This window comes from Streptomyces thermolilacinus SPC6 (assembly GCF_000478605.2).
GTDB lineage: Bacteria > Actinomycetota > Actinomycetes > Streptomycetales > Streptomycetaceae > Streptomyces > Streptomyces thermolilacinus.
On the sequence record NZ_ASHX02000001.1, the window covers coordinates 6,075,086 to 6,089,431 of the forward strand.

13 protein-coding genes and 2 pseudogenes are annotated in these 14,346 nt (G+C 74.0%); 5 read left to right on the forward strand and 10 right to left on the reverse strand.

The window, feature by feature from the left end; all coding sequences use genetic code 11:
• Positions 1 to 85: 85 nt before the first annotated feature.
• Entirely contained in the window at positions 86 to 1,570 is a 1,485-nt protein-coding gene (locus J116_RS26385; protein ID WP_023590087.1) for an alpha/beta hydrolase, read from the forward strand.
• A gap of 3 nt (positions 1,571 to 1,573) precedes the next feature.
• Here the strand turns inward: J116_RS26385 and J116_RS26390 are convergent, their stop codons facing one another.
• The 7 genes from J116_RS26390 to J116_RS26425 all read right to left on the reverse strand — a co-directional run bounded on the left by J116_RS26390 (position 1,574) and on the right by J116_RS26425 (position 8,839).
• On the reverse strand, positions 1,574 to 2,767 hold the full coding sequence (locus J116_RS26390) for a S8 family peptidase (RefSeq protein ID WP_023590088.1): 1,194 nt from the start codon (positions 2,765 to 2,767) through the stop codon (positions 1,574 to 1,576).
• A 228-nt stretch (positions 2,768 to 2,995) separates the two neighbouring features.
• On the reverse strand, positions 2,996 to 4,192 hold the full coding sequence (locus J116_RS26395; protein WP_023590089.1) for an ABC transporter ATP-binding protein: 1,197 nt from the start codon (positions 4,190 to 4,192) through the stop codon (positions 2,996 to 2,998).
• A 51-nt stretch (positions 4,193 to 4,243) separates the two neighbouring features.
• Complete coding sequence (locus J116_RS26400) at positions 4,244 to 5,077, reverse strand: carbohydrate ABC transporter permease (RefSeq protein ID WP_023590090.1); 834 nt, start codon at positions 5,075 to 5,077, stop codon at positions 4,244 to 4,246.
• Positions 5,077 to 5,985, reverse strand: a complete 909-nt coding sequence (locus tag J116_RS26405; RefSeq protein WP_028964555.1) for a carbohydrate ABC transporter permease — start codon at positions 5,983 to 5,985, stop codon at positions 5,077 to 5,079. Before J116_RS26405 ends, J116_RS26400 begins: the two co-directional genes overlap by 1 nt.
• 35 nt (positions 5,986 to 6,020) lie before the next feature.
• A complete protein-coding gene (locus tag J116_RS26410) occupies positions 6,021 to 7,589 on the reverse strand; it encodes an ABC transporter substrate-binding protein (protein WP_268810600.1) in 1,569 nt (522 codons plus the stop codon).
• Positions 7,590 to 7,704: 115 nt separating this feature from the next.
• The gene (locus J116_RS26420; RefSeq protein WP_023590094.1) at positions 7,705 to 8,088 is read right to left on the reverse strand and encodes a J domain-containing protein; all 384 of its coding nucleotides are present in this window, start codon (positions 8,086 to 8,088) and stop codon (positions 7,705 to 7,707) included.
• 73 nt (positions 8,089 to 8,161) lie between these two features.
• Positions 8,162 to 8,839, reverse strand: a complete 678-nt coding sequence (locus J116_RS26425; protein ID WP_023590095.1) for a hypothetical protein — start codon at positions 8,837 to 8,839, stop codon at positions 8,162 to 8,164.
• 133 nt (positions 8,840 to 8,972) lie between these two features.
• Between J116_RS26425 and J116_RS26430 the strand changes: the two genes are divergently transcribed.
• The 3 genes from J116_RS26430 (at position 8,973) to J116_RS26440 (ending at position 10,382) form a co-directional block, all read left to right on the forward strand.
• Positions 8,973 to 9,413, forward strand: a complete 441-nt coding sequence (locus J116_RS26430; RefSeq protein ID WP_023590096.1) for an Hsp20/alpha crystallin family protein — start codon at positions 8,973 to 8,975, stop codon at positions 9,411 to 9,413.
• A 79-nt stretch (positions 9,414 to 9,492) separates the two neighbouring features.
• Positions 9,493 to 9,888, forward strand: a complete 396-nt coding sequence (locus J116_RS26435) for a DUF2267 domain-containing protein (RefSeq protein WP_023590097.1) — start codon at positions 9,493 to 9,495, stop codon at positions 9,886 to 9,888.
• A 98-nt stretch (positions 9,889 to 9,986) separates the two neighbouring features.
• Positions 9,987 to 10,382, forward strand: coding sequence for a DUF2267 domain-containing protein (locus J116_RS26440; protein WP_023590098.1), 396 nt, complete (start codon positions 9,987 to 9,989; stop codon positions 10,380 to 10,382).
• 58 nt (positions 10,383 to 10,440) lie between these two features.
• On the opposite strand, the pseudogene J116_RS31115 reads toward J116_RS26440, so the two are convergent.
• Positions 10,441 to 10,929 (reverse strand): annotated as a pseudogene (locus tag J116_RS31115) (DUF2201 family putative metallopeptidase); the annotation flags it as partial.
• Positions 10,901 to 11,295: pseudogene (locus J116_RS28905) on the reverse strand (hypothetical protein); the annotation flags it as partial. The pseudogenes J116_RS31115 and J116_RS28905, both read right to left, overlap by 29 nt.
• Before the next feature lie 190 nt (positions 11,296 to 11,485).
• Here J116_RS28905 and J116_RS26450 point away from each other — a divergent pair.
• Positions 11,486 to 12,775 (forward strand): FG-GAP repeat domain-containing protein, encoded by a 1,290-nt coding sequence (locus tag J116_RS26450; RefSeq protein ID WP_023590100.1) that lies wholly within the window; start codon positions 11,486 to 11,488, stop codon positions 12,773 to 12,775.
• Positions 12,776 to 12,882: 107 nt separating this feature from the next.
• On the opposite strand, the gene J116_RS26455 is transcribed toward J116_RS26450, so the two are convergent.
• The gene (locus J116_RS26455) at positions 12,883 to 14,160 is read right to left on the reverse strand and encodes a vanadium-dependent haloperoxidase (RefSeq protein ID WP_235617390.1); all 1,278 of its coding nucleotides are present in this window, start codon (positions 14,158 to 14,160) and stop codon (positions 12,883 to 12,885) included.
• Positions 14,161 to 14,346 lie beyond the last annotated feature (186 nt).

Consider the following 14,346-nt stretch of genomic DNA (forward strand, 5'->3'; position numbering starts at 1 on the left):
TTTCCGCGCGGTGGCGGTCCCTTGAATCTCCCCTTGGGGGAGCTCCTAGCGTCGGCGCGGCACGAAGCGAGAGCGAGGAGGGCTCATGACGGCGTTCGTACTGGTGGGCGAGGTCTTCACCGGCGGCTGGATCTGGGACGACGTGGCGGACCGGCTGCGCGGGACGGGAGCCGAGGTGTATGCGGCGACCCTCCCGAGCGGCCCCGGAGCCGACCTGGAGGCCCACGTCCGGCACATCGTGGACCTGATCGACGGGGTCACCGGCACCCCTGTGGTGCTGGCCGGGCACGGCTACGGCATCCACCCCGTACTGGGTGCCGCCGACCGGCGCCCGGAGCGTACCGCCCGGATCGTCCACGTGGACGCGGGCATGCCACAGGACGGCGACCCGGCCCTGAAGCTGGTCCCCGACGAGGCCGTACGGGAACGGCTGCTGCGCCAGGGCGACGATGCGGAGCCGGTGGCGCCGCCCGCGTCGCCGGAGGACTGGACCCGCTGGGGCAGCACCGAGGGCGTACCCGCCGCCGCCCTGGAACGGCTCACCCGGCAGGCCGTGCCGCACCCGCCGCGCACCCTGACCGCGCCCCTGCGGCTGACCGGCGCGTACGCGAAGGTGCCGACGAGCGGGGTGCTGTGCGTGGCCAACGGGACGAGCATCGAACTCGTGCAGGCGCTCGTCGGCCTCGGCGACCCGCGCCTCCAGGCGCTCAGCGATCCGCGGGTGTCGTTCTTCGAACTGCCCACCGGGCACTGGCCGATGCTGTCCGCCCCCGGCGAGCTGGCGGACGCCCTGCTCGGCGCGGCGGCTGGCGAGGGCCTGCGGCTGACCCCGCCCGGGGCCGAACCGCCGACCCACCTGCGGCCGTTCCTGCTGGACCTCCCCGAGAGGCCCCGCGAGCGGCACGGGAACACCGACCTGTACATCCCCGACGGCGCCACCCCCGAACGGCCCGCGCCCGCCGTGGTGTTCGTGCACGGCGGCCCGGTGCCCGCCGGGGCGGCCCCGACGCCCCGCGACTGGCCCGCCTTCACCGGCTACGGGCGGTACGCGGCGGGGCTCGGCGTCGTCGGTGTCACCCTCGACCACGGGCTGCACGACCTGGACGGCTACCCCGACGCCGCCGACGACGTGCGGGCCGCCGTCGATGCCGTACGGGCCGATCCGCGGGTGGACGCGGACCGGATCGCGCTGTGGTTCTTCTCCGCGGGCGGCCTGCTGTCGGCCGACTGGCTGGCCGCGCCGCCGCCGTGGCTGCGCTGCGTCGCCGCGACGTACCCGATTCTCGCGCCGCTGCCGAACTGGACGACGGGCTCCCGCTTCCGCCCGGCCACCGCGGTGCGCGCGGCCGGGCGCCTGCCCCTCGTCGTGACGCGTGTGGGACGCGAACGCCCCGAGATCGCGGTGACCGTCGAGGCGTTCCTCACCGAGGCCGCCGCCTGCGGGTCTGCGGTTGAGGTGGTCGACGTCCCCGGCGCGCACCACGGCTTCGAGACCATCGACCACACGGACGAGGCCCGTGCGGCCGTGGCGGACGCCGCGCGCAGGGTCATCGGCCACCTGCGCGCCTGACGGTCACAGACCGCCGGTCTGGAGGAGCCGGTTGGGGGAGGTCTTGGACACGGTGAGGGTGTTCTTCACGGACTGGTCCACGAGCCACCCGGCGACGGTGCCCGGCGCCGCCGTGGGGTTCTGCGCCTTGTACAGCGCGGCCACCCCGGCGACGTGCGGGCTCGCCATCGACGTACCGTCCAGGGCGACGCTGCCACCGCCGAGCCGGGCCGACCTGATCTGCGTACCGGGCGCGTAGATCGACAGGCACGGGCCGAAGTTGGAGAACGACGCCTCCTGGTCGAGGTGGTTGCTCGCGCCGACCGTGAAGGAACCCGGTGCGCTGGCGGGGGAGATGCCACAGGCGTCCACCGCCGAGTTCCCCGCGGCGACGACGGGCAGGACGCCCTTCTCGTACAGGGCGGTGGCCGCCGCGTTCACCGCCTCCGAACGAGGCCCGCCGAGCGAGGCGTTGAGGACGGCCGGGGCGTTCCCGGCGTTCGCGGCGGCCCACTCGAAGCCGCCGATGATCCCGGACCAGGAGCCCTTGCCGTCGCAGCCGAGGACGCGCAGGCTCACCAGGCGCACCTGCCGGGCAACGCCGAACGTGGAGCCGCCGACCGTACCCGCGACGTGGGTGCCGTGACCGTTGCAGTCCTGGCCGCGCCGCCCGTCGCCCATCGCGTCGTACCCGAAGTACGCCCTCCCGGCGAACTCGGGGTGCGCGTAGTCGATGCCGGAGTCGAGGATGAGCGCGTACACGCCCGCGCCGGTGCCGTTGACGTTGAACTGGCCGTTGAGCGGCAGGTACGGCTGGTCGATCCGGTCCAGGCCCCAACTGCTCGCCGCGACACGGGTGCTCGGCGTCCCCTCCCGCACCGGTACGGCCGTGACCTCCGCGTCCTGCTCGACGGCGGCGACCTCCGGCATGTTGCGCACGGCGGTGAGCTGGGCGGGGGACATCTTCGCGGCGAAGCCGTTGAGCACCTGGCTGTACGAGTGGAGCGGGGTGACCCCGGCCATTCTGGCCGCGTGCGCGGAGGCGACGTTCGGCTTGAGCGTGACGATGTACTGGCCGTCGATCCCGCCCACCGCGTGGGTGCGCAGGGGGGCGGGCGCGGTACGGGCCGGTTCCGAGTCGGCCTGGGCGGCGGGTGGCGCCGCGAAGGGCAGCAGCAGGAGCAGGGCGACGGATGCGCAGCGCGCGGACAGTCTCATGGACGACTCCGATCGGTCGGTGACGGCGGGCGACGTTCGTGTCCCACCGGCGCGCCCGCCCCGGAGGGGCGGTGTAGCGCCGACAGGAATCTGGGCGCGGGAAGGTCCCGCCACGCCGCCGTGACCGGGTCACGCCATTAGTCCGATGAGATGCCGTCGGGCCGTACGGGCACGCCCGTGCCGGTACCGGCACCGCCCGCGCCCGTACACGAGGGCGCCGGGGCGCCGTCAGCGGTCGTCGCCGGTCGCCTCACGGTGGGTCAGGTTGGCGCCCGAGCGCGGGTCGAAGACATGCATGTGGGAGGTGTCGACGTACAGCTCCGCCGGGCTGCCCTCCCGCACCCGCGTCCCCGTGCTCAGCCGGGTGACGATCTGGTGCCCGCCGCCCCCCGTCTCGGCCGCCCCGGAGTCCGCCGCCAGCTCCGCGAGGTCCGCGCTGTCGGCCGGCTCCCAGCCCTCCTCCGTGAAGTGGGCGAACACGTCGGAGCCCAGCGACTCCACGACGTCCACCATCGCGGTGAACCGGGCGCCCGGCAGCTCCGGGTCGACCAGTGCCGCGTCCTCGAACGCCTCCGGCCGCAGACCCACGATCAGGTCCCGCGCCGCCCCGGCCGCCTCCAGCCGCCCGCGTACCCCCGCGTCCAGCGGCAGGTCCCCGACCACGGTCCGCAGCATCCCCTCCTCCAGCGTGGCGTGGAGGAAGTTCATGGCGGGCGACCCGATGAACCCGGCCACGAACAGGTTGCGCGGCTGGTCGTACAGGTGCTGGGGGGTGCCGACCTGCTGGACGACCCCGCCGCGCATCACCACCACCCGGTCCCCGAGCGTCATCGCCTCGGTCTGATCGTGCGTCACGTACACGGTGGTCGTGCCGAGCCGCTGCTGGAGCCGGGAGATCTGGGTGCGCATCTGCACCCGCAGTTTCGCGTCCAGGTTGGACAGCGGCTCGTCCATCAGGAACGCCTTGGGATCACGGACGATGGCGCGGCCCATGGCGACCCGCTGCCGCTGGCCGCCCGACAGGTTCGCCGGTTTGCGGTCCAGGTGGTCGGTCAGGTCGAGGATGCGCGCGGCCTCCTCGACCTTCTCGCGGACGACCGCCTTGTCGGTCTTCGCCAGGCGCAGCGCGAAGCCCATGTTGTCCCGTACGGTCATGTGCGGGTAGAGGGCGTAGCTCTGGAACACCATGGCGATGTCGCGGTCCTTGGGCGCCTTGTCGTTGACGACCTGCCCGTCGATGCGGAGCGTGCCCTCGGTGATGTCCTCCAGGCCCGCGATCATGTTGAGGGTGGTGGACTTCCCGCAGCCGGACGGGCCCACGAGGATGACGAACTCGCCGTCGGCGACGGTCAGGTCCACGTCCCGCACGGCCACGGCACCGTCCGGGTACCTCTTGGTGATGCCCTCGAGAACGATCTCGGCCACTGTCGGTGCTCCTTGGAGGGAATGCCGTAGGGGAGGGGGAGGGGCCGCCGGTCAGCCCTTGACGGCGCCCGAGGTCAGTCCGGCGACGATGCGCCGCTGGAACAGCAGCACGAAGACGATGATCGGCACGGTGATCACCATCGCGGCGGCGGCGATCGACCCGGTCGGCTCCTGGAACTGGCTGCTGCCGGTGAAGAACGCGATCGCCGCCGGTACCGTCCGCGCCGACTGCGTGGAGGTGAGGGAGATCGCGAAGAGGAAGTCGTTCCAGCAGAAGATGAAGACGAGGATCGCCGTGGTGAACACGCCGGGCGCCGCCAGCGGCGCGATCACCAGCCGGAACGCCTGCGCCGGGGTCGCCCCGTCCACCTTCGCCGCCTTCTCCAGGTCCCAGGGGATCTCCCGGAAGAACGCCGACAGCGTGTAGATCGCCAGCGGCAGCGAGAACGTCATGTACGGCAGGATCAGCCCCGGCCACGTGTCGAACAGGCCGAGCGCCCGCTCGATGTCGAACAGCGGCGACACGAGCGAGATCGGCGGGAACATCGCGATCAGCAGCGAGAGCCCGATCAGCAGCCGCTTGCCCGGAAAGCGCAGCCGCGCGACCGCGTAAGCGGCCATCGTGCCCAGCACCACGGCGATGACGGTGGCGATCGACGCGATGCCGATCGAGTTGACCAGCGCCCGGGTGAACTCGGACGTCTCGAAGATGCCCCGGTAGTTCTCCCAGGTCCACCTGGTCGGGAAGAAGTTGCCGTCCGTGAGCGTGGACGGGTGCTTGAAGGACAGCGCCGCGATCCACCACACCGGGAACAGCGCGTACGCGACGACGACGATGTTGGCGACCGTCCACCCGGTCAGATGACGTTTCCCCGCACCGGCCATCAGCGGCCACCCTCTTCGGCTCCGGGGGCGGCCGCCCCGAACAGCTTGACGAACGCGAAGGCGATCAGCGCCACACAGAGGAAGATCAGCACGGAGACCGCCGACCCGATGCCGAGGTTGAGCGCGGTGAACAGGTTGTCGTAGCCGAGGATCGACACCGAGCCGGTGCCGTGCGCACCCGCAGTCAGCACATAGATGCTGTCGAAGACCCGGAACGCGTCGAGGGTGCGGAACAGCAGCGCCACCAGGATCGCCGGCTTCATCAGCGGCAGCGTCACCCGGGTGAACCGCTGCCAGCCGCCCGCCCCGTCCACCATCGCCGCCCGCAGCGTCTCCTCCGGCACCAGCGCCAGACCGGCGAGCAGCAGCAGCGCCATGAACGGCGTCGTCTTCCACACCTCCGCCAGGATGATCAGCCCCAGCGCGGGCCACTGCTCCGTCAGCGGTGCCTCACCGGCCGGGAGCAGCGCGGCGAGATAGCCGGTGCCGGGCGTCCAGGCGTACTGCCAGGAGAACGCGGCGACGACGGTGACGATGCCGTACGGCACGAGGACCGCCGTACGGACCGTGCCCCGGCCGACGATCGTGCGGTGCATCACCATGGCGAGCGCCATCCCGAGCACCAGCTCGATCGCGACGGACACGACGGTGATCAGCACCGTCACCCCGAACGCCTCCCACCAGAACGGCGACGACAGGACCGCCGCGTAGTTGCTCAGCCCGACGAACTCGGCGCGGGCGGGGAAGCGCAGGTCGTAGCGCTGGAGCGACAGGTAGATGGCATAGCCGATCGGGTACGCGGTCACCGCCGCCATCACCAGGACGGCGGGCGCGCACAGCAGCCAGCCGAGCCGGCGCTCCTGCCGGGCGCCCTCGGAGAGCCGCGCGTCCACCGCGGCCGTGTCCACGGCGCGGCTGCCGCCCTGTTCCGCCGTCGCGCGTTTCACGGGATCAGCCCCTTCGACTGGAGGGCGTCCTCGATCTGGCCCGCGATCGTGTCCACGGACCGGCGCGGATCGATCGCCGAGGGCGGGGACAGCGTGTGGGCGATGACGATGGACACGTTCTGGTAGGCGGGGGTCTGGGGGCGGACGCTCGCGTTCTCCAGCGCCTGGTAGATCGCGTCGGCGAACGGGTAGTTCTTGACGAACTCCTTGTCGGAGTACAGCTCCCGCAGGGTCGGCGGCAGCCCGCCGTTCACGGCCGCCGCGATCTGGTTCTCCCGGTTGCGCAGGCACAGCGCCGCCTCGAACGCCTGCCGGGGATGACGGGAGTACGCGCCGACGGCGAGGTCGATCCCCCCGATCGTCGGCCTCGCGGGCCGTGACGCGTCCACCCTCGGGTACGGCGCCCACCGGAAGTGCTTGAACAGCTCCGGGTTGTTCGCCTTCATCGACGGGTGCACGAACGGGTAGTTGAGCTGGAACGCCGCCGTCCCGGACTCCATCGCCAGCCGGTTCTGGTCCTCCATCTGGTTCGGCAGCGACGGGTCCGCCGCCGGGGACCTGGCCAGGTTCCGCATGATCGTCGCCGCGCGCACGGCGGGCTGCCCCAGGGACGGGCCGGTCGCCCGGGCGTTCAGGATGGAGCCGCCCGCGCTCGCGACGAGCGTGTTGAACCAGACCGTCAGGCCCTCGTATTGGGCGCCCTGGATCTCCACGTAGTGCGGCTTGCCCTCGGCGGCCAGGCGGCGCGCGGCGTCCAGCATCTCCGCCCAGGTGCGCGGCGGCCTGTCGACCAGGTCGGCGCGGTACCAGAGCAGCTGCGTGTTGGTGTTGTACGGGACCGCGTACAGCCGGTTCTTCCACGTGCCCGTCCGCAGCGGCACCTCCAGGGTGCCCTCCTCGGCGCGTCGGCGCAGGTCGCCGGTCCACGGAAGGATCCAGCCCGCCTCGGCGAACTCGGCGGCCCAAGTGACGTCGAGGCCCATGACGTCGATCGACGTGTCCTCGGCGGCCAGCCGCCGCACCAGCTGCTGCCGCTGTCCGTCGGCCGTGCGCGGCAGCTTGTGGTAAACGATCCGGTAGCGGCCGCCCGCGTCGCGGGTGCAGTTGCGGGCCGCGGCGGCCAGGGCGCCGGAGTCGTCGGGGAAGTTGTACCAGTTGATGGTGGGCGGCCCGGCCTGCGCGTCGGAGCCGCAGGCGGCGAGCGGCGAGGCGAGCAGCGGCAGGACGAGCAGCGCCCGCAGCCCGCGTACGGCGCCGCGCCCGCGCCCGCGTCCTGCGCTCGGCCCGCGTCCTGTGGCCGGCCCGCGTCCTGTGCTCGGCCCGCGTCCTTGGCCGCGCCCCCGCACCAGGCCGCGTACGAGGCCGAGCGTCCGGCCGGCCCCGTCGCCGCCCGGCAGGTCCCGCCCGTCCGCCCGTCCGCGCCGCGGTGCGTGTTCGCGCCGCGGCGCGCGTTCGTGCGCGGGGCGGTGGTCCGGCGCGGGCTGTCCGGTGAGCGTCTCCCCGCCGCGCCCACCGGCCCGCACCGGCCGCCGGTGGGCGGCGTCTTCCGGGACCTCTCCTGACATGGGCCCGACGGTAGGCCGCGCCGCCGCGCCCGGCCGGGCGGCACGGGCGCCCGCCGCGTACGGCCACCCGACTGGCCGACGCGGACGCCCGCGCGCCGCGCCGCCGACGCGGGTCCTATGCGCGGCCTCCGTCGCCGGGCTCCGCACCGCCGGGCCCGGGGCGGCCGGGCCGGGGCGGGTGTACGCGGACCGGGCCCACCCACAGCAGGCCGCCGCCGCGGGCCGGGACATCGCGGTGAGTGGCGGCCGGGCGCGGCGCGGGGCGCCCCTGCTGCCGGGCGGACCGGGCGGCGCGCCGGCTGGCCTCGTCGTACGCCGCGCGCCGCACCGGGTCGCGCAGCACCTCGTACGCCGCGACGACCTCCCCGAACCGGGCGGCCGCCGCCCGGCGTTCCGGGTCGCCGCGCGCCGGGGCGCTGTCCGGGTGCAGCGCGCGGACGAGCCCCCGGTACGCCGAGGCGATCTCCCCGGCGCACGCCGTCGGCGCCACGCCCAGCACCGCGTACGGTCCCGTCCCGTCGCCACCTCGCAGCCGTCCGTCCGTACCCCCGCGTCCGCCGGACCCGTGAAGGTCAGCCGAGGGAACGCCGGTCGTGGTCGCTGGCCCGGCGCAGCTCGTCCGTCCGCCGCGCCACGTCCTCCACCCGCGCCGCCAGCTCCGGGTGCCGCCCCCGCAGGTGCGGGCCCGTGTCGGCGAGCGGGCCGATCAGACCGGCCGCGTCGTCCCCGGCGAGCGCCTCCGCCAGCCGCCCGATCGGCGTGCGTGCCTGCCGGGCGAGGTCGTCGAGCGCCGTGATCTGCCCGGCCAGCTGCCGCAGGTCCGCCGCGTGCCGCCGCGCCCAGGCGCTCACCGACCGGTCGGCCGCGCGCCGGTCACGGGTCGCCTTGACCCGCTGGTCGCCCGTCGTGCCGCGCTCGCCGTCGGGCCGCAGGCGCAGATAGCGGCGCTCGGCCGCCTGCCGGCTGGCAACGCCGAGCGGCCCGGCCAGGTCGGCCCAGCTGGCGCCGGCCGCGCGGGCCGCCTCGATGAGCGCGGGCTCCCAGTCCGACAGGCGCTGCCGCACCTCCCTGAGCAGCAGCAGCGCCGCGAGGGTGTCCTCGGCGGCGGAGGGCTCCGGCCGCTGCCCGTCCGCCGGGGCCTCGTGCGCCGCGCGGATCGCCTCCCCGATGGTGCTCAGCGCCGCCGCGGCGGCGACGAACGAGCCGGGGGCCGGCGGTGAGTGCGGCGTCGGCTGCTCGGCTTCGCTCACAGGGCCTCCTCACGCGGATCGGTGGTCGTCGTATCGATGACATAAGGGATTGTCATCGTTCCGATGACATGTTACAACGGGAGACAGGTGACCGCATTGGCATGAAGTGCCGAGTCGATGGAGGTGTCCGACGATGTTGATGCGCACCGACCCGTTCCAGGAGTTCGACCGGATCGCCCAGCGGCTCCTCGGCACGTCCGGCACGTGGTCGCGGCCGACCGCGATGCCGATGGACGCGTACCGCGAGGGCGACGAGTACGTGATCGCCTTCGACCTGCCCGGCGTGGACCCGGACGCCATCGACGTGGACGTCGAGCGGAACATGCTGACGGTGAAGGCCGAGCGCAGGCCGCAGACGAAGGCCGGGGACGTGCAGATGGAGCTGTCCGAACGGCCCCTGGGCCTCTTCTCCCGCCAGGTGATGCTGGCCGATACCCTCGATGTGGAGAACATCAAGGGCGACTACGACGCGGGTGTCCTGACCCTGCGCATCCCGATCGCCGAACGCGCCAAGCCGCGCAAGATCGCCATCAGCGCCACCGGCGAGGGCTCGCGCAAGGAACTCGACAGCTGATCCACAACTGAGGGACCCCGCTCGCAGCGCGACCGGAGGGCGGACGCCCCCGCCCTCCGCCGGCCGGAAGGGGCGCGTGATGCAGATGTCATGGGAGCCGTTCCTGGACGCCGTCCGCGAGCGCGGCGAGTACGCCTCGCGGCACGAGGCGGAGCGCGCGGCCAGAGTGGTCCTGGCGCTCCTCGGCGCGCACCTCGTCGGCGAGGTACGGGCCGAGCTGGCCGCCCGGCTGCCGGAGACGTTCGAACTGATCCTGCTCAATCCCCTCCAGGCCGCCGAGCCGCTCTCCCCGGAGCGGTTCGTCCGCGCCACCGCGGCGTGGATCGAGGGAGCCACCGAGGAGACCGCCAAGTGGGACGTCGGCGCCGTGCTGAGCGTCGTCTCCGAGGCCGCGGGCGCCGACCTCACGCGCCGGGTCCTCCTCCAGCTCCCTCCGGGGTACGACCTTCTCTTCGGCCGCGCACCGGCGGCCTGACCACCTTCGACCCACCAGACAACCGCCGACCACCAGACAACCGCAGACCGACGCACGGCCGTCCCGGCGTGGCGGCCGGGGAGGAAAGGCTTTCCAGCATGACGTGGCAGGAACTCGTGGACCGCATCCGCACCGCCGGCCGCTACGACTCCGACGCGGAGGCGGAACGCGTCCTGCGGGCCGTGCTGAGGGTGCTGGGCGCCCACGTCATCGGCGACGAACGCTGTGAACTCGTACGGCTCCTGCCCGCCGAGGCGGGCGCCCTCCTCGCCGCGCAGATCCCGGTGACCGAACCCGTCACGGCGCCCGAGTTCGTGGAGCGCGTCGCCCTCGGACTGGTGCTCACCCCGGCCGAGGCCCGATGGGCCACCTCCACGGTCCTGACCGTCGTGGGGGCGTACGTCGGCGACGACCTCACCCGGCGCATCCTCGCCGGCCTGCCGCGCGGCTACGCCCTCCTGTTCGGCCTCGCCGACCTCGCCCCGGCCGCCTGACGGGACCGCGGGACGCGCCGCTCCCGTACCGTCCTCGCCCCGGCGGCGCGCCGACGCGTCAGCCGACGTCCACGACCCTGGCCCACGCGGGGGGCGCGTCCGGCACGTACTCCGGGCCTTCTCCCGCCACGACCGCGCCGCGCGCCGCCGCGGGAACAGCCCCACCACCGTCCGGCACGGCGGCCGCGCCTCGGGCCACGGCGTCTGGCCGTCCGTCAGCACCACGACGACGTCGGGCCGTGGCCGCGCCCGCAACGCCCGGGTGAAGCCGCCGCGCAGGTCGGTGCCCCCTCCGCCGACCAGCGGTATCCCCTCCGCCCGGCACAGCGGGTGCACGACCCGGGCGGCCGTGCGCGTGGTCCTCTCCCGCACCCGGCCCACAGGCCGCCGGGCGGACCGCCGCGCCCAGCAGGTCCCGCCAGGGCTGCGGCGGGTGGAACGCCTTCGCCGCCCACCGCAGCCACGGCCGCGGGGCGTTGCCAGGCCGCCCGGTGATGCCCCGCGCCAACCGGAACCGGACGGCGTCCTGCTCCTGCGCGCTCGGCCCACGCGGGCGCGGTCCGGGCGACGAGGTGCACCGTTCCCGGCCCGGTGTCGTACCGGGCCGGCGCCACGGTCAGTCCCGGGCGCAGGAGCCCGTCGGGCGCGATCCTCGGCAGGTGCCGGCGCAGCAGGTCGGGCGCCAGGTGGCGGAGGTCGTCCCGGACGCGGGCCGCGATGTCCCGGCGGTGCGTACGTGCCAAGGAGCGCGGGTCGGGAGCGACGTCGAAGCGCGCGGCGGCGCACGCCCCGCCCAGTCGCCGGTGCGACGGCGGGCGGTGGCGGTCTCGATCATGGAGGGCGGCACGGCGTACTCGCGCACGCGCAGCCACAGGGAGCGGCGGGAATTCCCGTTCGCGGTCGTGGTGGGCATCAGCACTCACCTTGCGCGGACGGGACCCCCGATCTCTGGACACGTTCGGTCGTCATCGCGGAGATCGTAAACGCCCGTCCGATGAGGTGTCAGATGATTTATGTTCATCGGAGTGCTCGGTTGTTCGATGCGTTCGACGCTTTCGACGGGTTTCGGGCACCGAGTGCGGCATCACGGGAGGGGACGAGGCATGCGAGGGATTCTCAGCGAGGGGCGGCGCCGACTGGGCGTCGCGGGGGCGGCGACGGCGCTGCTCGCGACCGGGCTGGCCGGTGCGGGAGGGGCGGTGGCGCACGCCGCCGAAGGGGCCGCCGGGTCGGTCGCCCTCACCACCCCCGGTGTCGCCGCGGGCGGGCAGGTCACCCACACGGTGACCGTCGACGCGGCGGAGGGCGGGGTGCTGACCCTCGGTTTCGGCACCGCCGACGACCAGCGGCCCTGGGGCATGCGGGACGAGTGGAGCATCGGCCTGACGGTCGGCGCGGCCGACGGCGCGCCGCAGCCGTGCGCGTACCCGGGGAGTCTGCTGCTCACCGAGCAGGTGCGCTGCGAACTCCCCGCCGGTACGCACACGCTGACGTACCGGGTGGCGGCGTCCGCGTCGGTGCCGTCCTGGCACGTCGTCGTGGACGCCCGGTTCGCCCCGGCCTCCGGTACGCCCGGTCCCACGGCCGCCGGACGGTTCGACGTGGCCGGGGTGAGCGCGGTGCCGATGGACTGGGACGTCCTCGCCCGCGACCGGCAGGGCGCCGTCCGCGCGTACAGCCACTACCGCGGCGAGGGCTCGCCCCTGGACCACGAGTGGGGCGCGGACCTGGGCGTGAACTGGGGTCAGTACGACCGCCTCACCAAGCTCGCGCCGATCGATGTGCGCGGGCGCGGCGGTGACGTGGTGGCGCGGGACGCGTCCGGGGTGCTCTGGTACCACCAGCTCGCGGGCGGCGGCCGGACCGCGTTCGAGGCGCCGGTGCGGGTCGGTTCCGGGTGGGGCGTGTACCGGTCCATCCGGGGCGCCGGCGACCTGACCGGCGACGCGCGCGACGACCTGATCGCCGTGGACGGTTCGGGAGTGCTGTGGCTGTACCCGGGCACGGGCGACGCGGCGCGGCCCTTCGAGGCGCGCCGCCAGATCGGTACCGGCTGGTCCATCTACACCTCCCTCACCGGCGGTCTCGACATCACCGGCGACCGGAAGGCCGACCTGATCGCCCGGGACGCCTCCGGCGGCCTGTGGCTGTACCGGGGCACCGGCGTCGGGACGGCCCCGTTCCAGGCCCGTGCGCAGATCGGCACGGGCTGGAACATCTACGACACGCTCATCGCGTACGGCGATGTCACGGCGGACGGCAATCCGGAGCTCCTGGCGCGTGACACGGCCGGTGTCATCTGGCAGTACACCGGCACCGGGAACGCGGCCGCGCCGTTCCAGGCGCGGGTGAAGGCCGCCTCGTACTGGGACGCGTTCGACGCGATCCTCTGACGCCTGGGACGAAGGTGAACGGGGCGGTCCGCCGGGTTCGGCGGTCCGCCCCGTCGTGTTGGCGGGCGCGGGGCGCGGGCCGTTCAGGCGCCCGGGGCCCGGGTCGTTCAGGCGGTCAGCGGGCGGAAGTTGCGGGCGAGGGCCCAGGCGGCGACGCGCTCACCGGTCATCGTGCCGGCCTCGTTCGCCGTACGGGTGTGGATGCCGCCCCACATGCGGGCGCCCTCGACATCACTGGTGTAGTGGCCGGGGACCTGGTAGTGCCGGGTCTTCTTCAGCATGGCCGACGCGATGCGCAGATCCAGGGATGGGTGGTCCGACAGGGTCATCAGCGTCCGCACCAGGGCGCCCGCCGTCGTGGTGTGCCCGCTGAGGTAGTCGGGGTGCGAGGGGGTGACGAGGAACGGTTCCCACGCGGGGTCGGCCTCCGTCAGCGGGTTGCCGTCGTCCGCGGCCTCACGGATCGCCGTGACGGGGCGCCAGGAGCCGTAGTGCAGCTTGGCGTCCCACGCGGCGATGGCGGCGTCGACCTGGACGGTGTTGACGGCGGCGAACAGGCGGGCCGTGTCGACCAGGTCGAGCCCGTGCCGCTCGGCGCGGTCGGCCAGCGCGCCCTGGAGGTCCACCGTGGTGAAGAAGCGCGCCGTCTCCGTCTGCTCCGGGGTGCGCACGGTGCTCGTCTTCCCGCCGACCGCCTTCACCTCGTGCAGGTCGGCGGCGTAGCGGGCGGAGGTCAGCGAGGGAGGCGCCGCGGGCCGGAAGCGGTCGGGCCGCTCGATGAGCATCGGGCGCAGGCGTCCCAGCCACGAGCTGGTGAACGGCTGCTGCGCGGGCGGCGTGGGCCGCCACACCCCGACGGAGGGCGAGGCGGTGAACGGCACCTGGAGACCGAAGCCGTCGTCCTTGCGCAGCGTGACCATGTGGGCCGCCGCCCGGCGGCCGAACTCCACGCCCGCCTCTTCGGCGGCCCCGTCCGGCACTTCGGCGAGCGAGGCGGCGTAGGCGCTCTCCAGCCGGGGCTTCGCCTTCGGGAAGTGGTGGAGCAGCACGTCGTGGGCGGCGGTCGCGGCGGCGGCGACGGAGGACGCCGAGCGGGGCCCGCGCTCGTTCCAGCGGTACGGCTCGTAGCGGCCCTCGATGCCGACCACCGCGTTGTACATGCCCGCCGAGACGACGGCGTGCCAGATGGAGGTCTCCGACGAGTTCGACTTGCCTTCGGGGTCCACGACCTCGCCCGTCAGCCGGGCCCAGTCGGCGATGACGGTGCCGGGCGCGGAGACGGCGGGCTCCGCCTGCGCGACGGACGCCGGGAGCGCCGCGGCGGTGGCTGTCAGCCCCAGCAGCGCGGCCGCGGCGGCCAGCACCCGGCGCGATGACGTTCTCACTGATGTCTTATGCACGATTTCGCCCCTGTTTGGTGAGCTTTCAATACCCTCACCCTCTTTGGTGTGGCGTGGTCCGCAACCGCTGCGGTCCCGTCCAGCGCCGTCCGGGCGTCCGGGCCACCCGGACGGAGTCGGGACGCCGTTATGTCCGATTAGGTGACGTTTGGGGGATTTCTTGAAGAAGGG